General features: G+C 65.1%; 23 protein-coding genes. 11 read left to right on the top strand and 12 right to left on the bottom strand.

The window, feature by feature from the left end:
* Position 1: 1 nt before the first annotated feature.
* Complete coding sequence (gene sufB, locus CRO01_RS03945; RefSeq protein ID WP_097007800.1) at positions 2-1,432, bottom strand: Fe-S cluster assembly protein SufB; 1,431 nt, start codon at positions 1,430-1,432, stop codon at positions 2-4.
* Positions 1,433-1,466: 34 nt separating this feature from the next.
* On the bottom strand, positions 1,467-2,381 hold the full coding sequence (locus CRO01_RS03950) for an ABC transporter ATP-binding protein (protein ID WP_097007801.1): 915 nt from the start codon (positions 2,379-2,381) through the stop codon (positions 1,467-1,469).
* 267 nt (positions 2,382-2,648) lie between these two features.
* Here CRO01_RS03950 and CRO01_RS03955 point away from each other — a divergent pair, with 267 nt between their 5' ends.
* Entirely contained in the window at positions 2,649-3,656 is a 1,008-nt protein-coding gene (locus CRO01_RS03955; RefSeq protein WP_097007802.1) for an AIR synthase family protein, read from the top strand.
* A 13-nt stretch (positions 3,657-3,669) separates the two neighbouring features.
* Here CRO01_RS03955 and CRO01_RS16890 read toward each other — a convergent pair whose 3' ends face one another.
* Positions 3,670-7,719, bottom strand: coding sequence for a DNA polymerase domain-containing protein (locus tag CRO01_RS16890; protein ID WP_097007803.1), 4,050 nt, complete (start codon positions 7,717-7,719; stop codon positions 3,670-3,672).
* A 97-nt stretch (positions 7,720-7,816) separates the two neighbouring features.
* On the opposite strand from CRO01_RS16890, the gene CRO01_RS03965 reads away from it, so the two are divergent.
* Positions 7,817-8,266: a MaoC family dehydratase gene (locus CRO01_RS03965; RefSeq protein WP_097007804.1), complete on the top strand. Its 450-nt coding sequence runs from the start codon at positions 7,817-7,819 to the stop codon at positions 8,264-8,266.
* A gap of 31 nt (positions 8,267-8,297) precedes the next feature.
* Here CRO01_RS03965 and CRO01_RS03970 read toward each other — a convergent pair whose 3' ends face one another.
* On the bottom strand, positions 8,298-8,819 hold the full coding sequence (locus CRO01_RS03970) for a redoxin domain-containing protein (RefSeq protein ID WP_097007805.1): 522 nt from the start codon (positions 8,817-8,819) through the stop codon (positions 8,298-8,300).
* A gap of 46 nt (positions 8,820-8,865) precedes the next feature.
* Complete coding sequence (locus CRO01_RS03975) at positions 8,866-9,801, bottom strand: hypothetical protein (RefSeq protein WP_097007806.1); 936 nt, start codon at positions 9,799-9,801, stop codon at positions 8,866-8,868.
* Between the two features lie 114 nt (positions 9,802-9,915).
* Between CRO01_RS03975 and CRO01_RS03980 the strand changes: the two genes are divergently transcribed.
* From CRO01_RS03980 to CRO01_RS03995, 4 genes are all read left to right on the top strand, one after another.
* Complete coding sequence (locus tag CRO01_RS03980; RefSeq protein WP_245838497.1) at positions 9,916-11,181, top strand: tripartite tricarboxylate transporter permease; 1,266 nt, start codon at positions 9,916-9,918, stop codon at positions 11,179-11,181.
* A gap of 112 nt (positions 11,182-11,293) precedes the next feature.
* A complete protein-coding gene (locus CRO01_RS03985; protein ID WP_097007808.1) occupies positions 11,294-11,473 on the top strand; it encodes an HVO_2753 family zinc finger protein in 180 nt (59 codons plus the stop codon).
* A 2-nt stretch (positions 11,474-11,475) separates the two neighbouring features.
* Complete coding sequence (locus tag CRO01_RS03990; RefSeq protein ID WP_097007809.1) at positions 11,476-11,742, top strand: elongation factor 1-beta; 267 nt, start codon at positions 11,476-11,478, stop codon at positions 11,740-11,742.
* A 171-nt stretch (positions 11,743-11,913) separates the two neighbouring features.
* Positions 11,914-12,093 (top strand): DUF7836 family putative zinc-binding protein, encoded by a 180-nt coding sequence (locus tag CRO01_RS03995; protein WP_097007810.1) that lies wholly within the window; start codon positions 11,914-11,916, stop codon positions 12,091-12,093.
* Here CRO01_RS03995 and CRO01_RS04000 read toward each other — a convergent pair whose 3' ends face one another.
* On the bottom strand, positions 12,094-12,498 hold the full coding sequence (locus CRO01_RS04000; RefSeq protein ID WP_097007811.1) for a translation initiation factor IF-2 subunit beta: 405 nt from the start codon (positions 12,496-12,498) through the stop codon (positions 12,094-12,096).
* Positions 12,499-12,728: 230 nt separating this feature from the next.
* Here CRO01_RS04000 and CRO01_RS04005 point away from each other — a divergent pair, with 230 nt between their 5' ends.
* Positions 12,729-12,965: a UPF0058 family protein gene (locus CRO01_RS04005; protein WP_097007812.1), complete on the top strand. Its 237-nt coding sequence runs from the start codon at positions 12,729-12,731 to the stop codon at positions 12,963-12,965.
* A gap of 147 nt (positions 12,966-13,112) precedes the next feature.
* Here the strand turns inward: CRO01_RS04005 and CRO01_RS04010 are convergent, their stop codons facing one another.
* The 3 genes from CRO01_RS04010 to CRO01_RS04020 all read right to left on the bottom strand — a co-directional run bounded on the left by CRO01_RS04010 (position 13,113) and on the right by CRO01_RS04020 (position 15,281).
* On the bottom strand, positions 13,113-13,562 hold the full coding sequence (locus tag CRO01_RS04010; protein WP_097008329.1) for a DUF555 domain-containing protein: 450 nt from the start codon (positions 13,560-13,562) through the stop codon (positions 13,113-13,115).
* A 159-nt stretch (positions 13,563-13,721) separates the two neighbouring features.
* Positions 13,722-14,516, bottom strand: a complete 795-nt coding sequence (locus CRO01_RS04015) for an enoyl-CoA hydratase/isomerase family protein (RefSeq protein WP_097008330.1) — start codon at positions 14,514-14,516, stop codon at positions 13,722-13,724.
* A gap of 264 nt (positions 14,517-14,780) precedes the next feature.
* Positions 14,781-15,281, bottom strand: a complete 501-nt coding sequence (locus tag CRO01_RS04020) for a DUF7523 family protein (protein WP_097007813.1) — start codon at positions 15,279-15,281, stop codon at positions 14,781-14,783.
* A gap of 118 nt (positions 15,282-15,399) precedes the next feature.
* Between CRO01_RS04020 and CRO01_RS04025 the strand changes: the two genes are divergently transcribed.
* Together CRO01_RS04025 and CRO01_RS04030 are read left to right on the top strand one after the other, a co-directional pair.
* Entirely contained in the window at positions 15,400-16,299 is a 900-nt protein-coding gene (locus CRO01_RS04025; RefSeq protein ID WP_097007814.1) for a CbiX/SirB N-terminal domain-containing protein, read from the top strand.
* A complete protein-coding gene (locus CRO01_RS04030; protein ID WP_179747417.1) occupies positions 16,296-17,387 on the top strand; it encodes a DR2241 family protein in 1,092 nt (363 codons plus the stop codon). The genes CRO01_RS04025 and CRO01_RS04030 overlap by 4 nt, the downstream gene beginning before the upstream one ends.
* Before the next feature lie 67 nt (positions 17,388-17,454).
* On the opposite strand, the gene CRO01_RS04035 is transcribed toward CRO01_RS04030, so the two are convergent.
* The 3 genes from CRO01_RS04035 to CRO01_RS04045 all read right to left on the bottom strand — a co-directional run bounded on the left by CRO01_RS04035 (position 17,455) and on the right by CRO01_RS04045 (position 19,740).
* A complete protein-coding gene (locus CRO01_RS04035; RefSeq protein ID WP_097007816.1) occupies positions 17,455-18,033 on the bottom strand; it encodes a DUF7524 family protein in 579 nt (192 codons plus the stop codon).
* 46 nt (positions 18,034-18,079) lie between these two features.
* A complete protein-coding gene (locus tag CRO01_RS04040) occupies positions 18,080-18,274 on the bottom strand; it encodes a methytransferase partner Trm112 (protein WP_097007817.1) in 195 nt (64 codons plus the stop codon).
* A 74-nt stretch (positions 18,275-18,348) separates the two neighbouring features.
* The gene (locus CRO01_RS04045) at positions 18,349-19,740 is read right to left on the bottom strand and encodes an adenylosuccinate synthase (RefSeq protein WP_097007818.1); all 1,392 of its coding nucleotides are present in this window, start codon (positions 19,738-19,740) and stop codon (positions 18,349-18,351) included.
* A gap of 187 nt (positions 19,741-19,927) precedes the next feature.
* Here CRO01_RS04045 and CRO01_RS04050 point away from each other — a divergent pair, with 187 nt between their 5' ends.
* Together CRO01_RS04050 and CRO01_RS04055 are read left to right on the top strand one after the other, a co-directional pair.
* Entirely contained in the window at positions 19,928-20,617 is a 690-nt protein-coding gene (locus tag CRO01_RS04050) for a plastocyanin/azurin family copper-binding protein (protein ID WP_097007819.1), read from the top strand.
* Positions 20,618-20,781: 164 nt separating this feature from the next.
* On the top strand, positions 20,782-21,087 hold the full coding sequence (locus tag CRO01_RS04055; protein WP_097007820.1) for a hypothetical protein: 306 nt from the start codon (positions 20,782-20,784) through the stop codon (positions 21,085-21,087).
* Positions 21,088-21,090: the final 3 nt, after the last annotated feature.

Genomic DNA, 21,090 nt, shown 5'->3' on the forward strand with positions numbered 1-21,090 from the left:
GTTATCCGAGGCTCCCCTCCATCTCGAGCTCGATGAGGCGATTGAGCTCGACCGCGTACTCGATGGGCAGTTCTTCCGTGATCGGCTCGATGAAGCCCGAGACGATCATCTGCTTGGCGTCGTCGTCGTCGAGACCGCGCGACTGGAGGTAGAAGATGTCCTCGTCGCCGATCTTGCCGACGGTGGCCTCGTGGGCGACGTTGACCTTCGATTCCTCGATCTCCATGTACGGCATCGTGTCGCTGGTCGACTCGTTGTCGAACATCAGGGCGTCGCACTCGACGGCCGTCGAGGAGTTCTCGGCGCCGTCGGCGATCTGGACGAGCCCGCGGTAGTTGGTGCGGCCGCCGTCCTTGGCGATCGACTTGGACTCGACGGTCGACTTCGTGTCGGGCGCGTTGTGGTACACCTTCGCGCCGGTGTCGATGTCCTGGCCCTCGCCCGCGAAGGCGATGGTGATGTGGTTGTCCGTCGCGCCGCGACCCTTGAGGATCGTCGAGGGGTACAGCATCGTGGCCTTCGAGCCCATCGAGCCCGAGATCCACTCCATCGTGCCGCCCTTCTCGGCGATGGCGCGCTTGGTGTTGAGGTTGTAGGTGTTCTTCGACCAGTTCTGCACCGTGGAGTACTGGACGTGGGCGTCCTCCTTGACGAAGACCTCGACGCCGCCGGAGTGGAGGTTGTGGGTGCCGTACTTCGGCGCCGAACAGCCCTCGATGTAGTGAACCTCGCTACCGGGCTCGGCGATGATGAGCGTGTGCTCGAACTGGCCCATCCCTTCCGAGTTCATCCGGAAGTACGCCTGCACGGGCATCTCGACGGTGACGTCCTCGGGGACGTACACGAACGAGCCGCCCGACCAGACCGCGCCGTGGAGCGCCGCGAACTTGTTGTCGCTCGGGGGGACGCAGTTCGTCATGAAGTGCTCTTTGACGAGCTCTTCGTGCTCCTGGACGGCCTCGTCCATGTTGCAGAAGATGACGCCCTTCTCCTCCCACTGCTCTTGCATGTTCTGGTAGACGACCTCCGACTCGTACTGGGCGCCGACGCCCGAGAGCGCCTTGCGCTCGGCCTCGGGGATGCCCAGCTTCTCGAAGGTGTCCTGAATCTCGTCGGGGAGGTCCTCCCAGTCGTCGGCGCCCTCGCGCTTGTCGACGTCCGGGCGGATGTAGGGAACGATCTCCTCGACATCGAGCCCCGAAAGGTCGGGCATGCCCGGCCAGCCGCTCGGCATCGGCATCTCCTCGTACTGTCGGAACGCGCGGAGGCGCCGCTCGAGCATCCACTCGGGTTCGTCTTTGTCCTCGCTGATGAGGCGGACGACCTCCTCGGTCAGTCCCTTGTCGGAGCGGACGGCGGATTTCTCCTCTTTCTTGAACTCGAACCGCTCCTCGGTGTCGGTCTCTTGTAGGTGGTCTTGATCTGAACTCATGGTTTAGTGTTGGATGGTAGTCGCTGGAGCCGTATCAGGCTGTCTCGTAGACCTGCTCTCGGACCCAGTCGTACCCCTCGTCCTCGAGCGTCTCGGCGAGTTCGGCGTCGCCGCTCATGGCGATCTCGCCGTCGAGCATCACGTGGACGTGGTCGGGCTCGACGTAGTCGAGGATCCGCTGGTAGTGGGTGATCTGCAGGATGCCGGTGCCCTGCTCGTCGCGCAGCGCGTTGATGCCGTCGGAAACGTCCTGCAGGCGGTCGATGTCCAGCCCGGAGTCGATCTCGTCGAGCACGGCGATCTCGGGTTCGAGAATGGCGGCCTGGAGCACCTCGTTCTGTTTCTTCTCGCCGCCGGAGAAGCCGGCGTTCAGATATCGGCGAGCGAACTTCTCGTCCATGTCGAGCTGCTCCATCTTCTCGGAGAGGATCTGCTGGAACTGCGCAACGTCGACTTCGCCCTCGTCGGCGGGGCCTTCCATCGGGGAGGTTTCGTAGCCTTCGTCGTCGGCTTCTTCCTCGGCGTCATCGTCCTCTTCGCCCTCGAAGAGCTCCTCGCGCTCCTCGATCTTGGCGTTGAGCGCCGTTCGGAGGAAGTTCGACATCGTGACGCCCTCGATCTCGGCGGGATACTGGAAACCGAGGAACACGCCGAGCGCGGCGCGCTCGTTGGGTTCGAGCTCGAGCAGATTCCAAGTCGTCTGGTCCTCGTCGATCTCGATGTCCTCGAACTCGTCGCCCTCGAAGTGGAGCAGCACTTCGCCGTCGGTGATCTCGTAGGCGGGGTGGCCGGCGATGACCTTCGCTGTCGTCGACTTGCCGCTCCCGTTGGGACCCATCAGCGCGTGGATCTCACCGGGTTCGACCTCGAGGTCGACGCCGTTGAGGATCTGCTCGCCGCCCTCCTCTGCTACCTTCGCGTGGAGATTTTTGAGTTGTAGCGTAGCCATTGGTGAATAGTCCTCTGTCACTCGAACGGTGGGGGCGGCTACCCATAATGGTTTCGCATTTCACGCAATCAGTTGTCTTTCGGGAAAAATACTTTTTCAGTTTACCAACTCACGATCGGCAGTTTTCCACTGGACTTTCCCGGCGCTCGACGCCGCTGCTGGGCCGGCAGCGGGTGTTCTAGCTCTCAAACACAACTACAGACCGTCGAGTGTCAGCTGTTCGGCCCGAGTAGGAACACAGAAACCGCTCGCGGGAAATCCGTCGGTATGGACGAGACGGGCAAAGTCGACCGAGAGTTCTTCGAGGGCCAGATCGCCTCGCGGCTGGGTGCCCCCCGCGACGACATCGCAATCGGCCCGACCTACGGCGTCGACTTCGGACTGCTCGACATCGACGACAGCGTTCTGGCCGTCGCTACCGATCCGATCTCGATCCTGCCCGAACTGGGCTTCGAGCGCGCCGGACGGTTCGGCATTCGGATCGTCCTCTCGGACGTGGCCGTCTCGGGACTGACGCCCTCGCACGTCGCCGTCTCACTGTCCTTACCCCCTGAAACGACCGATGAACAGTTCGCGCGCTTCTGGAGCGCGATCGACGAGGAGTGCCGCGATCTCGGCGTGGGCGTCCTCACGGGCCACACCGCTCGGTACGACGAGAGCCGGTATCCGTGGGTCGGCAACGGGACGGCGTTCGCGGTCGGCGACGCAGACGACCTCGTGCGCCCCGACGGCGCTCGCCCGGGTGACGACCTACTGATAACGAAGGGGCCTGCCGTCGAGACGACGGGACTGCTGGCCTCGCTGTTTCCCGAACAGATCGACCTGCCCGCGGAGACGGTGACAACCGCCCAAGAACGCCTCGACGACGTGGAGACGGTGCGAGACTGCGCAGCGGCGTCTGAGGCCGGTCGCGTGACCGCGATGCACGACGCGACCGAGGGCGGTCTGGTCGGCGCACTCCACGAAGTCGCCGGGAGCGCAGGCGTTCACCTCGACGTCCAGACGGACGCCGTGCCGATGCTGCCGGGCGTCAAGGCGGTCAGCAATGCGCTGTCGATGGATCCGTGGCGTGCGAGCACCGCCGGAACGTTGCTCTTGACCGTAGATCCGGAGGACACCGACGCCGTCGTCTCGGCGCTCGAAGATCGGGGGACGCCGGTCGGCGTCGCCGGACGCGTCGAAGACGGCTCGGGCGTCGTCGTCGACGGCGAGGCGGTCGACGCACCGAGCGGCGACGCCTCGTGGCCGGTCTACGAACGACTGCTCGGGGAGTGAGGCGTGAGCCGAGTCACATGAAGCTGCCGAGGCCCGTCTGTTCCTGCCCGCTTTTGACTTCCTCCCACGAGATGTCAAGCGCCTCCAGCACGCGGGCGATCGGTCCCTTGAGCGTCTTGTCGAGCATCTTCTCGTAGTCGACCTCGAACTCCTCGGGGATCTGGTCTTCGTACTCGAAACAGATCACGTCCGGGTCGCGCTTGAACTCGCCGTACAGCGCGTCTGTCTGTGGATTGAGCCCGTCTTCGCTCTCCACGCGCTCGAAGAAGTCGGGGTGGACTTTCTGCAGGTAGAGCCGTTTTGGCTTCGAGCCGCTGGCGAAGTTCGTCCCGAGTAGCATATTGGCGTACTTCGCGCCCCTGACCTGCGCGGTGTCGGTGTCGTAGTTGTCGAGTTTCTTGCCGATTCCGCCGGGAATACCGATCTCGTCGAGCGACACGTCGCCGCTCTGGACGCGCTGGATCACCTCGTGGACGTAGTCTTTGACGTCCTCGATGTCCTCCCCGCGGACGATTCGGGTGATGACTTCCAACTGGACTTCCTTGGTGATCGGCGCGATGTCCGAGCGCTGGTACTCGAAGCCGGTGATGTCGATGTCGTCGACGTCTTTGCCCTCCTTCCAGACGATGTGGCCGGCGTAGCGCTTCTTGGTGCCCGCTTGGAAGAAGCGCCGATAGAGCTTCTCGAACTCGATCTGGAAGCGGTGTTCGTCGGCGTTCAGTTCCTCGCGCGCGAACTCGTCGTAGGCGTCGTTGATGTGCTCCTCGATCTCGAAGGACTGATCGATGGCGTCGTCTTTCGAGATCTCGGGACCGAGTTCGAGCATCACCGAGTCCGTGTTGTGAAGGACAACCCCGCCGACGGCGTCGACGAAGTTCTGGTTTTCAGCGACGCTAAGATCGTACACGTGTCCGTCGTGGTCAGTTTCGTGGACTACCGGATCTCGACCGGAGCGGTAATAATCGCACGTGCGAATCGTGTAGCTCTTCTTACTTTCGCGGTATTTGAACGAGTGCTTCCGCCCTCGCTGGGTGAGGAGCATCGACAATCCCGCCACGAGTTTGCGGCTCGTCGTCTCGAAGTCGAAGTTACGCTGACAGTACTCGTCCGAGTACCGCGGGAATTCCCTCGAGCCGTCTCCTTCAACGAGGACCTCGAGAAACAGCTCTTGGAGTTCATTGGATAGGTGATAGACGAACGAAGGGATGCGTTTCCCTCGAGAAGTCTGACCAGCGAACTCCCGGAAGAACACCGCCGAAAGCTCGTTCATCATCTGCAGCTTTCGCGTCTGATCGTCGTACCGTATTTCGGCGTCGCCATCCTCGATAACGCGCTCGTCGCTGCTATCGGATACGATGATACTAGCTGTCGCTCCCTCGAACAGTCGTTCGTAATCCGTCTGTAGGCCTTTGAGCCATTCGCTGCGCGACTCCGAGATACTCGCCCCGAACTTCCGATCGGTCGTCTCGACAGTCGAGGCGCTCCCTTCCGTCACGTAGGCAGCGAGGAGGCGAACGAGCGCTTTCCCGTCCTCGGAATCCGGATCGACGTGACGCTGGACCTTGATCGTCGAATCCAAACTCCCGTGGTGCTCATGGCCGAACCAGACGTACTCTTCGTCCGCGTGTATCCGCTTTACCTTCGTCTCGGCGTCTTCGCTTCCGACACTTCGGCCGTCCTTGTACTCTCTGGTGTATCCGCGTAACACCTCGTACACGTCGATCGTTTCGACGCTCTCGAGTGAGGGAACTCCGGGAATACGCAGCGGTTCATCGAGGTCTTCAGGCGAAGCTTCGACGAAGTCATCGTCTTCTTCGACGACGAACGAATGATCTCGGGTCGTCGTCGACTCTCCAAACTTGTGCTGAACGTCGACAACGGGTTTGTCGGTTTCGTGCCGGATTACCTGCTCGATCGGTTGCCACTCGGGATTGCCGTCGTCGCTCAGGGAAAGTGCTTCCCAACCGTCGATTTCGCGCCTGTCCTTGCCGAGTGACGCCGACGCGACGGGGCCGCCGTCAGCGGTGATCAACAGTTCAGACTCCGTCGTCGTGTCCGCGCGCTCGAAGAGTTGTTCGATCGGAACGACGCGCATCATGCTGTCAGGGTCCCGAACAACTACCGGTCTGTCGCCGGTAACACTGTCACCGTAAATGACCTGATGCCCGAGATCGTTCGCCGCGGTCTCGGTGAACTCGATAACGTCACGTCCTGTTGCGGTTACAGCGGCGCCCATCTCCTTGTCGTAGAGACGGAATCGATCCCATCCGAGCACCCCGTAGAGAGAATTCATGATGACCTTGACAGCCGCTTGCTGTCGGTCGAACCGCTCGTAGTCCTGGCTGTCGGGGTCGTTCTCGTTCCGGAGCGATTTCTTCTCCTCGCGCTCGCTGAGGAGTTCGTCGACCATCTCCCGGATGATGCCGTCCGGCTCCTTCCGGAAGTGGGTCCCGTTGGGCGCGCGGTAGGTCTCGCCGTCGTAGGACTCGGGGTCGACTTTCGTCTCGGGCGAGGCGTTCGTCGTCACCATACACATCGGGTACAGCGACTTGAGGTCCAGTACGGTGACGTTCTCGCGGACGCCGGTGATCGGGTCGAAGACGGCGCCGCCCTCGTAGTCCTCGCCCTCGTGGCGGCCCTTCGAGGGGAGCGCAAAGTCGCCGTGGACCTTGTGGAGCACGTACATGTCGACCGCGTCGCCCGGCGTCGGGGCGTCTTCGAGCTTACAGCCGACGAAGGATCGCACCTCGTCCCAGAACGCGACGATGTCTTGCTTGCGGTCGAGTTCGACACAGAGCTCCACGTCCCGGAGGTTGTACTCCAGCAGGCGCTCGGGGTCTTGCTCCCAGAGGTCGCCGATGTCGCCGGTGTAGCGTTCCTTGCCGACGCCGAGTTCCTGCTCGCCGACGGCGTCGAGCCGGTAGGATTCGAGTTCGGTGAACTGCGTGCGCTTGTAGGCGTAGAGCAGGTCGAACACGACCCGGCCCTTGATGTCCGGGCCGCCCCAGCCGCCGGCCCAGACCTCGTTGACGCGGGAGAGCCGGTCGTAAGAGAGGCCCAGATTCTCCAGCCGGTTCACGAGGTAGGGCGCGTCGAAGTCCTCGAAGTTCCAGCCCGTCAGCACGTCCGGATCGGTCGTTGTGATGTACTCTACGAACGCCCGGAGCATCGCCTCCTCGGAGTCGAACGTCCGAACTTCGTAGTCGGCGTCCTCGGCCATCGGGTCGTAGCCGTCGAGCGCCTCGGGCGCGTCGACGCCGCCGACCGGCGCGTCGTAGAGCCAGACGACGTACTCGTCGTCGTAGGAGTCGTGGCTCGTCAGGCAGACGATCGGCTGCTCGGCGTCCTCGGGCTCGGGGAACCCGTGTCGGTCGTCGACCTCGATGTCGAAGGCGTTGACGCGGGGGCTGGCAGCGGCCTCGACGGCCTCGACTTCGTCGTGGACGGCGATCAGGGCGCCGTCCTCGTCGCGGCGCAGGGGGACCTCGATCCCGCTCTCGACGTCTTTGTCGATCAAAAAGCGATTGGGAAACAGGATGTCGGCCTCGAAGTGGTCGAACTCGTCGCGGACGTTCCCAACGTCACGCGGCGTCCGGCCGAAGATTTTGGTCAGCCTCTCGCCGCGGATGCTCTCGAAGGGCTCGCCGTCCTCGTCCGTCTCGGTCGAGCCCGTGAGCACGTCGTATTCGTCTTCTGGCGGCCGGCCCAGCGAGTCGGTCGGAGCGTAGAAGTACGGCCGGAACCCGATCAGTTTGACGTGCTCGGGCTCGTCGTCGGCGTCGCGGCCGAACACGTGCATGATCGGGCGTTCGTTCTGCCCGTTCCCCTCGATGGTGTAGTCGACCTGCATCACGGCGAGAGTCTTGGTGTCGGCGGGCTCGCCGTACTTGGCGTCGACGCCCTCGCGGGAGGGGTCGATCGTCTCGATGCCGTCGCCGCCCCCGTCGCCGGCGACGGCGCGGGCCTCCGCGGCGGCGTGGGCGTCTCGCCCGTCGTCGGCGTCGTCGGCCCCCGAGCCGATGTCGCCGAAGGTCATCTGCTCTGCGGTCCCCGAATCGGTCATGTCGTTCGGGTTCGCCCCGACCGGGTAAAAACTGTCGTGATTCGGGGGACCGACCACCCCACCAAGCGCTTTTGACGGCTCCGGGTGAGGTCGACCCATGACCGGGCGCTACTACGAGGAGTTCACGGTCGGCGAGACGATCAGCCACGAGAAGCGCCGCACGATCTCGGAAAGCGACAACCAGCGCTTCTGTGACATGACGATGAACCAGCAGCCCCTCCACCTCGACGAGGCGTTCGCGGCGGAGACGGAGTTCGGCGAGCGCGTCGTCAACGGGCTACTCACGTTGAGCCTCGCGGTGGGGCTGACGATCCCCGAGACGACTGACGGAACGATCGTCGCAAACCTGTCCTACGACGAGGTCGAGCATCCCGCTCCTGTGTATCACGGCGATACGATCCGCGCCGAGACCACGGTGCTCGACAAGCGCGAGACGAGCGACGGCGAGCGCGGCGTCGTCACGATGGCCGTCGAAGTGTTCAATGGGGACGACGAACTGGTCTGTGAGTTCGAACGGACGGTGCTCTCGAAGAAGAGCCCCGAGTGAGTGTCGCCGCCCGACAGGGCCGTGCGCGCGGTCACTCGTCGACGCGGTACTCCACTGCCGGCGCCGTGACGCCGACGCCGAGATCGGCCAACGCCGCCGCGACGCCGTCGAGCGGCGTGGACGTCTCGAACGGATCTGTGGCCTGCCAAGCGTGGCGAACCGTCCAGTCCGGGCCGACGACGAAGAGGGCGCGTCCCGGCACGTCGCGATGGCCGTGCCAATCGTCGAGGCGGACGCCGTAGGCGTCGGCGACGCCGGCGTGGAAATCGCTGAGAACGGGCCCGTCGAGTCCGAGGCGATCCGCGGCGTTCGCGTTCGCAAAGATGCTATCGCCGGTGATCGCCCAGACGAGTAGGTCCTCGCGTGCGGCCCATCCGGCGTCCCCGAGCGCTCGGAGTTCGTCCTCGCAGACCGGCGCGTGGGCCGACGGCTCGAAGGCGAGGACGGTGGCATCGATGTCCTCGACGAAGCGGTTCAGATCGTAGATCGCCGGTTCCCGTGCCGTCACGCCCGGCAGCGAGAAGTCCGGCGCCGTCTGTCCGACAGCGAGCATAGTGCCGGTAGGCCGCCGTCGGGGATGAATGTGCTGGAGCGCCGTCTCACGCCGCGGCGTTCTGGCCGGACTCCTCGTCGGCCTGCTGTTGTTCGATTCGCTCGACGCAGTCCTCGTAGTCGGGGTTCGACACCTGCTCGACGACGTTGAACTCCTCGTCGAGCACGAGCACCGTCTCGATCACCACGTCGGTCGTGCGGGCGTCGCCGACGAACGCGGCGCCGTCGATGGTCGTCGGCGTCGAGATGTCGCTCTCGTCGATCGTGCTGGTGTCGAGGCCGCTCGAAACGTAGTAGCGCAAGCCGGCCTCGTAGGCGTACGCGTCGCCTTCGACCGTTGCCGTCGAGCAGTCCTCGAACGTCACCGACGCGCTCTCGGCGGCGCCGTCGGACTCCTCGCTCTCGGACGACTGCACCGTCGCGGCGCTCGTCTCCCCGCTGACGCCACCGCCGTCAGCGCGCACCACGCTGTCGTTGATGCCGCCACCAGTTGCGTTCGGTGCGGTGACGTTGTACGCGCCGAGTCCGATCCCCTCGATCGCGTCGCCCTCCAGCGTCCCGTTCACGTGCGCGGTGAAGCCTTCGCTCGGCGTCGCGGCGGTCACGATGCCGCGGAGTTCGTATCGGGGACGCTCGTCGCCGTCGGCATCAGCCCCGAGGGTGCCGTTGACGACGCAGAGTTCGCCGTTGCACTCGACGGTGTCGTTCGCCGCGTCGTTAGCCGCCGCGATCTCACCGATGACGACGAGTTCGTAGTCGAGATCGCCTTCGAGGTCATCGCTGGGTTCGAGTGTCACCGTCAGATTGATTCTGTCGACATCGACAGTCCTGTTCTCGGGAACGGCCGTGTCGTTGGCTGCCGTATCGTTGTCGGTACCGTCTTGCAGCAGCGTATCGCCGGCAACGAGTACGCCGCCAGCCGCCACGACGGCGACCAGCAGTGTCAGTGCGATCAGTACGTGTCGGCGTCTGTTCGCTGCCATACACTGTGCTGATTCGTGAGGAGACAAAGGCGAACGTACCAGACGCGCTCGCGGTAGTGACGGTCTGTTGCAGATTCGTTTCGGGGTGCGGAACCGCCCACAGGTTTAGGTCGGATGACGGAACCAGCAGGGGCCGATGGTGGCACTCGGATGGAGGTGATCGTCGACCCGGAGCTGACTGCTCGCGCACTCGCGTGGGTGGCCTGCGGGGCGACGCTCGGCACGTTCACCGGACTGATACCGGGGATCCACGCGAACAACGTCGCGCTGGTGCTGGCCTCGCTCGCACCGGGGCTACCGGGCACCGCGCTGGGCGTCGGTATCGGCATCCTGTCGGCGGGCGTCGTCCACACGTTCGTCAACGTCGTGCCGGCGCTCGCGCTGGGCGTGCCCGACGCCGAGACCGCCGCGACGACGCTGCCGGGTCACCGGCTGGTGCTGGCCGGCCGGGGCGAGGAGGCGATCCGGCTCTCGGCGCTGGGCAGCGGCCTCGCAGTGCTGGCCGCGGTACCGCTCGCGATCCCGCTCACGCGGGGGATGACGGCCGTCTATCCGACGCTGTCGGCCAACGTCGCAGTCGTTCTCGGCGCCGTGCTCGTCGGGCTGGTCGCCGCCGAGTCGGGGGCGCGCTCTCGGCTCGGCGGCCTGCTGGCACAGGCCGGAAGCGGGGCGCTCGGCGTCGTCGCGCTCGATCTCGATCCGGCTGCACCGCTGGAGGCAGGCGGGATGCTCGCGCCGCTGTTCGCCGGCCTGTTCGGCGCACCCATCTTGCTCGAAGCGATGGACGGCGGCGGCGTCCCGCGGCAGACCGGTACCGCAGTCCGGTCGTCTCGACGCCGCGTCGTACTGACTGCGGTGGCGGGGGCGATGGCCGGAGCGATCGTCGGCTACCTGCCCGCCGTCTCTGCGGCGATCGCCGCTGTGGCGGTGCTGGCGTGCGTGCCGGGCGGCGACGACGACCGAGCCTACGTCGTGGCGACCAGCGGCGTCGACACGGCCAACGCCATCTTCGCGCTGGTCGCGCTGGTCGCATTGGGCCAGCCGCGATCCGGCGTGATCGTCGCTTTCGAACAGTCCGGGGCACCGCTGACACTCGCGGTGCTCGTTCCCTGTGTCGTGCTGGCTGGCGCTCTCGGCTTTCTCGTCACACTCCTCGTAGGCGATCGGTACCTCCGGGCGGTCGGACGCGTCGACCAGCGATGGCTCTCGGTCGGCGTCCTCGCTGTTCTCGGGATGCTTTCGTGGTTGTTTGCTGGGACCGTCGGCGTCCTCGCATTCCTCGCGGCAACGGCGGTCGGACTGGTGCCGGCCCGGCTGGGCGCACGACGGGTGCATCTGATGGGCGTGTTGCTCGTGCCGTTGCTCGTCTGGTCCGTGTAAGTGGATTCATTCGTCTTGTGACCCTCTCGACGGCGTCGAGCCGCGATGCCGATGGATCAAGAGCGGGTGACGAAAGACAACCGTTAAAAGCGGCGGGGCGGAACGGAGTAGTATGAGTCAGTCCCAACAAAAGCGAGCGCAAAAGTGCGTCTCGTGCGGGATCAACATCGCCGGCACGAGCGCCGCCACGTTCAAGTGTCCCGACTGTGGCGCCCAGATCGTCCGGTGTGCGAAGTGCCGCAAGCAGAGCAACCTCTACGAGTGCCCCGACTGTGGGTTCATGGGTCCGTAACAATGGGGAAAGTAGCCGCTGCCGTCAAGGTCATGCCGCAGAGCCCGGACGTCGATCTGGACGACCTTCAGGAGCGTCTCGAACAGTCCCTCCCCGAGGGCGCGAAGATCAACGGCGTCGAGCGTGACGACGTTGCCTTCGGTCTGGTCGCGCTCATCCCGACCGTGATCGTGCCCGACGACGCCGGCGGGACGGAAGCTGTCGAGGAGTCGTTCGCCACGGTCGACGGCGTCGAGAGCGTCGAGGTCGAAGACGTCGGCCGCATCTAACCGACGAACACCTTTTCGCGGACGCCACTCTCGATAGCGACAGCACTAGAGATCGGCATTGCGACGCCGTAATCCAGCCTTAATTACAACCCCGTTTAGCCGCGGTCCTGTCGGACAGCCCCGGCCACGATCGCCGGCAGGCTTTTGGTGTGCCGTTGCGTAGCACGCCCCATGGACGAGGCGACTGTGAAACTGTTATGTCCGGAGTGTGGTAAAAACTGGCAGACGCCGATCAACGACCTTCCGTCCTCTCACGAGAATTTCCACTGTCCGAACTGTCACGCGACGCGACGGCTCGCGGAGTTCATGCACACCGACCGCGATCTCGAGACGCTCAAGCAGTTCGAGTAATCACTCGCCCGCGGGCGAGCGCGCACCGCAGGCCTCACACCGGAGCAACAGCGCACCCTGTTCGCGTTCGATGCGGGTGTCCGGCAGGCCACATTCGGGACAGAGCACGAACTCCTCGGTGTAGGCCTCGATCGCGTCGTCGATGCGGGACTGGCGGAACTCACCGGTCAGACGCGCGCGCCCACTTTCGTCGATGTGACCGCTGGTGCCGAGCTCGTTCTGGAGGAACTGGATGACGTGGTCTGGTTCCCGGCCCAGTCGGTCGACGGTCGACTGGAAGTTCTCGTAGACCGTTGCGTTGCCCTCCTGTCGAACGTCGGGGTCGGGGACCGAAAACCGCTCGTCGCTGCCCTCGATATCCGGCGTCTCCGACAGCGCTCGGTCGAGTTGGTCCTCGTAGTCCATGTGACAACGAAGCCGACACGAGCGTAAAAATCTTCAGCTATCGGCCGAGGGAAGCGCCCCGCTGGCCTCGTAACGCGGCCCGCTCGATCGTCAGTAACCACGCCTTACTGCCATCGCTTCCCAGAGAGTACAGTAACCGTAACGAAGCGCACGAAAACGGTTAACACAGCCGTATGGTAACGGGACTCAAGATAATAATATAACCCTGCAGTCGTTAGGTGTTCTTGCCTATGAAGAAGCAGGAGCTCATCCACCTTCACGGACTGCTCGCAGAAGTATCCAACAATTACGAAGAGTACAACGACACCGCACTCGATTATCAGGACTACGACGATCTCGGCGTACGGCCGACATCGATTCACAAGTCCAAAACCGACCACAAGGCCGCTGTTTTCGCGCTGGCAAAATGTATCACCAGCGATGTCGACGGGGAAGAAACCGAACCCGTCGCCGCGACTGCGGACTAACGCCGCTTCTGCGATACGCTCTCCGTGCTTCATCGACGCCTCTAGGGGCGTTCTTTCTGCATTTCGATTCTCCACCGTCCGCGAACGACTAGCTCTGCCGCTGGATGGGCTCCGAAAAGAACTCGACCGATCGGTAGGCGGGAGACGCTACTCCAGTAGATCCTCGAACTCAGGCAGAATTTCGTCGTCGCCGTTCTCCGAGTCGTCGTCGGAGGCGTCGGCAGCAGTCTCGTCCGAGCTGTCGTCGCCCTCGTCCTCGTCTTCGACGACCTCGACTTCGAGCACTTCCAGCGGGATGTTTTCGAGCCGCTGGCCGATCTCCTTGCGCGCGATCCGGGAGGCGTGTTCCTCGCGCTCGACGTTGAACACGGTCATCTCCAGTTCGAGCGCGACGAGGCCTTCGTCGGCCGCGATAAAGGCCGGCTCCTGGGACTCTCCGCAGTGGGGGCAGGACCGCTCACCCATGGATATCTCGACGTAGTTGAGGTCGGGGTTGAGCATCTCGCCGGTCTTCGAGATGGCGATGCGAACCGCCTCGTCAGCCGACCCGACATCGTACACCGGGACCGCGGCCTCGACGACAACTCTGCAGTTCATGGCCATCTTGTTCTTCGGAGCCCGACAGTATGAAGGTTAGCCCCGCATGCACTCAACACCGCACGACCGCTCCGGAGACGTTGCCTATCGGCTGCTACGGCTGTAGCTGTCGAAACGGTGCGGCCGCGACGCGGCATCTCGACGCCGACGCGGAGCCCGTCAGCGTCCCTCGAATTCGGCGTCGCGGCCCTCGAAAAACGACTCGACGCCCTCGACGTGGTCGTCGGTGTCGAAGGCGACGCCCTGCGCGAGCGCTTCGTCCGCGAGTGCCTCCGAGAGCGACTTCTCGACGCCGTCGCCGAGCAGTCGCTTGGCGTGTCGGAGCGCGACCGTCGGACCGGACGCGATCCGATCGACGAGGTCGGCGGCGCGGTCGTCGAACTCGTCGGCCGGATAGACGTGATTGACCAGCCCCAGTTCGGCGGCGCGGTCGGCGTCGACGACTTCGCCGGTGAACACCAGTTCCTTGGCGACGTTCTCGCCGACGATCCGGGGCAGGAAATACGACGTTCCCGAGTCGACCGAGAGGCCGACCGCGCGAAACGAAAAGCCGATCGAACAGTGCTCGCTCGCCAGTTGGAGGTCACAGGCGATCGCAAGCGACGCCCCGGCGCCGATCGCCGCCCCGTCGAGCAGCGCGACCGTCGGGAGCGGGAACTCCGCGAGCCGCTCGATCGTCCGGTTGAACGAGCGCTCGACGACGCGGACGCGCTCTTCGACCGACAGGTCGCCCTGGATGCCCTCGACCATCGCCTCGATGTCCCCGCCGGCCGAGAACGCCTCGCCCGCACCCTCGAGAACGACACAGCGAGCGTCGGCGGCGTCGGCGTCGTCGAGTGCGTCACGAATTCCCTCGGCGACCGGCCGCGACAGTGCGTTGCGTTCGTCGGGCCGGTTTAGCGTGATCGTTGCGACGCCGTCGTCGATATCGAGCAGCACCGATTCGTCGCTCATCGTCGTTCCACCTCGGTCGTAGCCTGCACGTCGACAGTTGTCCGGAAGCGTGTCGCTGCGCTGCTCGTCGTCCGAGAAGGCGCTGTAGCGTCGTCCGACGAGTCCACTTTGCACGCGTCGTTAGTTGTCATCCTTGCCTACTGGCTCGGCGGCGTCCGACAAAAGTGTGCGGTACGATTCGGACCGGCGGCCGACAGTGGCCCGGCGGCCGACAGTGGCCCGGCGGCCGACAGTGGCCCGGCGGCCGACAGTGGCCCGGCGTCCTCAGTTCCGATCAGACGCGTCCGGCATCGCGGCGACCGCCGCTTCGACCGTTCTGAGGGCATCGATAGCGTCGCTTCCCTCGACGACCACCGTGAGTCGGCCGTCGACCGCGGCGGCAGCCTCGACGCCAATTTCCTCGGCAGCGAGTCGCCTGCTGACGGCGCCCAAGTCGCCGGCACCCACGTCGCCCTCGGCCGCGATCGCGGTGAGCTGGCCGTCGGGCGCGACGCCGACATCGCCGAGTCGGAGCAGGGCGTCCGGATCGGGCGCCTCGACGAGACCGACGCGACGCTGCATCGTCACGCGGGCGTCCCGTTCGGTGCGCTCGACCGCCGGCAGCTCGTCGGCGTACCGCCGGAGTGCCGTTGCGACGGCATCGTCCTCGCCGTCGACGGCGAGAAACCGGGCCGCCGCGGAGTAGTTCACGACGCCGGCGCGGAGCGCGTCCAGCAAGAATGGGCGCTCGCGCGCCGCCGCTCGGGTCCGTTCGGCTAGTGACATGGACCGAGGTACGAACGGGATCGCAAAAACGCCACGGGTGCGCGGTCGGAGAGGGAGAGGCAAGGCAAGCTTGCGGGCAGACGAAGTCACTAAGAGAGTCGAGTCCTGAGCCTCGGGTATGCAAGCGCTGGTCATAGTGGCCCACGGCTCCCACCTGAACCCCGATTCCAGCACGCCGACCTTCGAGCACGCCGACCGGATCCGCGAGACGGGCGCGTTCGACGAGGTCAGGGAAGCGTTCTGGAAGGAAGAGCCCCACTTCCGCGAGGTGCTTCGGACTGTGGAGAGCGACGAGGTGTACGTCGTCCCGCTGTTCATCAGCGAGGGGTACTTCACCGAGCAGGTGATCCCCCGGGAACTCCGGCTGGACGGCTGGGACGTCGACCAGTGGAACTCCGAGGACGGCGTCAGCGCGTCCCAAGCCACGCTGGAGGCCGGCGACGTCGAGAAGACCATCCACTACTGCGGGCCGGTCGGCACCCACGACGCGATGTCGGACGTGATCGTCCAGCGCGCCGAGTCGGTCACCGCCGGGCACGGCGTCGACCTCGCCGAAGACTTCGGACTGGCGGTCGTCGGTCACGGCACCGAGCGGAACGAAAACAGCGCGAAAGCGATCTACCACCACGCCGACCGCATCAGCGAACGTGACCGGTTCGACGAGGTCCAAGCCGTGTTCATGGACGAAGATCCGGAGGTCGACGACGTAACGGAGTTCTTCGAGACCGAGGACATCGTCGTCGTCCCGCTGTTTATCGCCGACGGCTTCCACACCCAAGAGGACATTCCCGAAGACATGGGGCTGACCGACGACTACCGGACGGGCTACGACATCCCGGGCGAAGTCGACGGCCACCGCATCTGGTATTCGGGCGCGGTCGGCACCGAGGCGCTGATGGCCGACGTGGTGCTCGAACGCGCCAACGACGCCGGCGCGAACGTCGACGACGCCGTCGAGCAGGTCCGGGAGACGACCCGCGTCGAGAGCCCCGACGACACGTCGGCGGCGGGTGACTGAGCGTGAACGACGCGCAGTTCGACGCCCTGCTGGACGCGCTCGACGCCGACGGCGCGGTCGCCTACGACGGGGTCCGCGTCGAGGACCGCGAGGACGGCTACGCGCTGCAGACGCCCGACCAGCACCGCGAGGCCCTCGACGAGAGTCAACTCCGGGACGCCGCCGCGGACGCCGACGCGTGGCTCACCAACTGGTACTACTGGGAGCGCGTGATCGACGCCCGCGACGAGGCCCGCGAAGAATTCCTCCACTGGCTCGAACGCGCCGACGAACACCCGGTCGACGAACGCTACGACGCCCTCGCCGACGGCATCGAGCGCACGTGGGGCGAACTCGCCATCCACGTTACTGTCGACGACGACGGGCTCCGACGCTATCGAGTCACCCACGTCGACGATGCCGAGGCCGAGCACGACGATTTGGATGGCTACCACGACCCGCTGGAGGCTCGCGAACTGTTCAAGACCGACGACGACGGCCGGTATCGACCGCTCCGGACCGCGCCAACGCTGCCGACCGGCTGGGCGTTCGTCGACCTCGACGGCCACGACCTCGTTCGGACGATCGACTTCACGTATCCCGCAACGATCCAGAACTGGCACCGCGAGCGCGAGGGCGAACTGGACGTGACTCACTGGCACGAGACCGCAGAGCGCCAGACCGGTATCTACGACGTGCTCGACGAGCTCGACGCCGACGCCGTCGACTGGATCGCCGAAGCCTGTTGTGACGATTCCCAGTGTCTCCGCCGGCGCGAGTGGCAGTTCGACGAGGACCACGAACTGACCGCTGACGGCGGTTCTGGCACGTTCCCCTGTCGGGAGCCCTGTTCGCTGGTGGTCGCGGCCGGGCGCAAGTGGACGACGCTCGAAGACGAGACCGAACGCACCTACCAACTCGACCTGACGCTGAGCGAGCTACGACAGATCGAGGAGCTGATCGACGCCGTCGCCGACGGCCGGACCGACGAGATTCGGGAAGCCGACGTGTACGACGGCGCGAACCGCTACCGGGCGCGGTATCTGCGGGCCAAGCGGTTCGACGAGGACGGCGAGCTGTCGGTCACCGAGATCGGCGCCGACGAGTAACGGTCGTTGTTTTCTGTCGACGATCACGTACCGTTGCACACACCGCAGTTACACCGAGAGCCCCGCATCAGCCACGCAAGAGAAACGCGAGCGCTCCGCCGACGGCGGCGACGACGACGACGACGCCCAGCATGACGACGGCGCTGTCGACCATCGAGGCGACGAGAACGGCCAGCACCAACGCGCCACCCGCCAGCGCGAGCAGGCCGATCGTTCCGGGATCAGTCGCGTCGACGCCGTCGAGCGCCGGCAGCCGATCGGCAAGCGCCGGGAGCAGACCGGACGACGGCTTCGACGCGTCGGGACTGGGGTCGACCGTCGGCCCGGCGTCGGGGTCGATCCGAACCGGTACCTCGATCGAGGACTGGCCGTAGCCCGCCGACAGCGTCAGCGCGCCGCCGAACGGGCCGGCGGCGGCGACGTCGACGGCGACACGCTGGGTCGCGTCGGCGTCGAGAAACGGGGCCGGCGATGCGACCGATCCGGCGGCTGCCAGATCGCCGTCGAGACTGAGGTGGACGTGAGCGCCGTCGCCGTGGTTAACGAGAACGACCTCGAAAGACCCAGCGGTCACGAAGGGGCCGTCGGCGACCTCGATGGCGTGCCGACGCGATCGGTTGACGTGAACCGTTAGCTCCTCGGGCACGACAGTGGGGTCGTAGCGGACCGATAAAAAGTTTGATACCGACCGATCAGGCGGGCGACTCGTCGCGCATGTCCGGCGGCAGTAGGTTCGGGATGCCGTCCTCGATCGGGTAGCGCTCGCCACACTCCGAGCAGGTCAGCGTCCCGGAGAGGACTTCGCCGTCCTCGCGGTCGTCGACGTCCAGTTCCAGCTCCTCTTTGTCCAGCGGACAGCAGACGATATCGAGCAGCGACTCTTTCACTGGGATTCACCCGCGTTCATGCTCGGACGGTAGCGGGCGAGCGAGAAAAGCGTGGGGGTTTCGCCCGGCTGCAGTTACTCGAAGGGGTTCACGCGGACGACCGTGTCCTCGCGGCCGGGACCCATCCCGACGGCGTAGATCGGCGCGTCCATCTCCTCGGAGACGTACTCCAGATAGGTGCGGGCGTTCTCGGGGATGGCGTCGTACCCCTGCTGGGCGACGGCCGACCAATCGACGTCCTCCCAGCCCTCGAACGTTCGGTAGTTGGGATCACAGCGCTCCCAGCGCTCGGTCGTCGCGGGCACGGTGTCGATCTCCTCGCCGTCGAGATCGTAGGAGTGGCCCACCTTCACTTCGTCGAGGCCGGCCAGCACGTCGACGTGGTTGATCGCCAGCCCGGTGAAGCCGTTCGCGCGGGCGGCGTGGCGCAGCATCGGCATGTCGAGCCAGCCGACGCGGCGGGGGCGACCGGTGACGGTGCCGTACTCGCCGCCCTCGTCACGGATGTAGGTCGCCAGTTCGTACTCCTCGCCCTCGCCAGTGCCTTCGATCTGCTCGTCAACATCGCCCAGTTCCGTCGGGAGCGGACCCGAGCCGACCCGGGAGAGATAGGCTTTGACGATGCCGATTACTTCGCCCTGGCCGACTGTAGTCGGGCCGAGGCCGGAGCCGACGGCGGCGCCGCCGGCGGTCGGGTTCGAGGAGGTGACGTAGGGGTAGTTCCCGTGGTCGATGTCGATCGAGGTGCCCTGTGCGCCCTCGAACATGACTTCGCCGCCGTCGTCGATCGTGTCGGCGAGGAACTCGCCGGCGTTGACGGCCATGTTCTCCTCGGCGATGCGCTCGCCGAACTCGCGGTACTGCTCGAAGACGGCGTCGACATCGAAGGCGTCGTGAACGTCGACGCCCTCGATGACGTCGTCGACCTCGTCGAAATCGATCTGGTAAACGTCCTCGACGAGCGCGCGCTTCTGAGGGATCGCGTACTCCAGTCGGTCCCGCAGCACGTCTTCGTCGAGCAGATCTCCGACGCGGACGCCGCGGCGTCCCGCCTTGTCCTCGTAGGTGGGGCCGATGCCGCGACCGGTCGTTCCGACCTTCAGGTCCGTGTCGCTTTTGACGTCTTCTTCGATGTTGTCCAGCACGCGGTGATAGGGGAGAATGACGTGTGCGCGACGCGCCACGCGAACGTCGGGGTCGAGCCCCTGCTCGCGGAGACTGTCGATCTCGTCGAACAGCGTCTTGGGGTTGATCACGCAGCCGTTGCCGAGCACGCCGACCTTGCCGCGGACGGCGCCGCTCGGGACGAGCGAGAGCTTGTACTCGGTCCCGCCTTCGACTACGGTGTGGCCCGCGTTGTCGCCGCCCTGATACCGGGCGATAACGTCGGCCGCGTCGCCATAAAGGTCGACGACGCCGCCCTTCCCCTCGTCGCCGAGTTGCGACCCGACGATGGTTACGGTCATAACAGGGACCGATTCCGACCGGCCGGATAAACAGATTACGGTTTGAGCGGTCCGACGCCCACGCGATTCGACGGCTGACTGTCGAAACGAGCACGCAGAGCCGCGCTTCGCCGTGACGCCGACGATCTACCCGGACGATGGCCGCACAACTATGGGCTCGGTCGTGGGAGTCTATCACAGGGGAACGATGACGGGCCACCCAGCAGCCGATCGGTCGAGAGAGCAGACCGAGTGCCGAACGGGAGAGAACGGCGAGTCTCGACCCCGACGAGACGCCGAAGTCGGCAGGCGCGGATTCCTGACGGCCGGTGCGACGGCCGGCGGTGCGCTGTGGAGCGGCGCCGCCGCGGCACAGACAGATGGAAACCAGACTGGAGGTAACGAAACGGGGCAAAACGAAACCGGGGACAACGCGAGCGGCGGAAACCAGACCGGCGGTGCGGAAGGCGGAGGAACCGAAACGGTCGAACTGGTCGACTACGCCTACGAGCCCGGGACCGACCAGCCGCTCCAGATCACGCCCGGAACGACGGTGCAGTTCGTCTGGATCACTGACAACCACAACATCAACGTCGACGACCAGCCCGACGAGGCGGCGTGGGAGGGGTACGTCGACATCGAAAACGCCGGGTTCGAGTACGAGTTTACCTTCGACACCGAGGGCACCTACGAGTTCCACTGCGATCCACACCAGCAACTGGGTATGGAGGGAACGATCACCGTCGGTGCAATGGAGGAAGGAGGGGGCGACACGGGCCCGGTGATGCCCGGCGGCGCGCTGGCGTTGGGTGTCGCGACGATGGCGGCGCTGCTCGCGGTGACGTTTTTGGCGTACTTTCTGCTCAAGTACGGCGGCGAGTACGAGGACGAGCCCTGAGTCATAGGGTCTCCAACTCCGAAAGCCAATCGTTGCACGGCGGACGTGGGGGTGAACGAACCGAACGTGTTAACTCCCACCACGTCAAACGTCTCACCCGACAGTGCGGTGCCACGAAATAGAGGGTAACATTTAAACCCCGCAATGACAAGTTAACAAATGCCATGATAGACAGACTTGAGAAGGAAGTGGACATGCTGGAGCGCCATCTGCAGGTTCTCAAGATGGTCATCGAGAACGAGCCGATCGGGATCGTGAAGATGTCCAACGAGACGGGCTACCCCCACCACAAAGTTCGATACTCCCTGCGCGTGCTCGAGGAGGAAAACCTCATCGAGCCGTCGAGTCAGGGAGCGATCACCACCGAGCGCACCGCGGAGTTCGTCGACGAACTCGACGAGAAACTCGACGACATCGTCGGCAAGCTCGACGAGATGAAGATCGACGACGCGGTCGAAGTCGAGAACTGACGC

It is taken from the genome of Natronoarchaeum philippinense (assembly GCF_900215575.1).
In the GTDB taxonomy this organism is placed as follows: Archaea; Halobacteriota; Halobacteria; order Halobacteriales; family Natronoarchaeaceae; genus Natronoarchaeum; species Natronoarchaeum philippinense.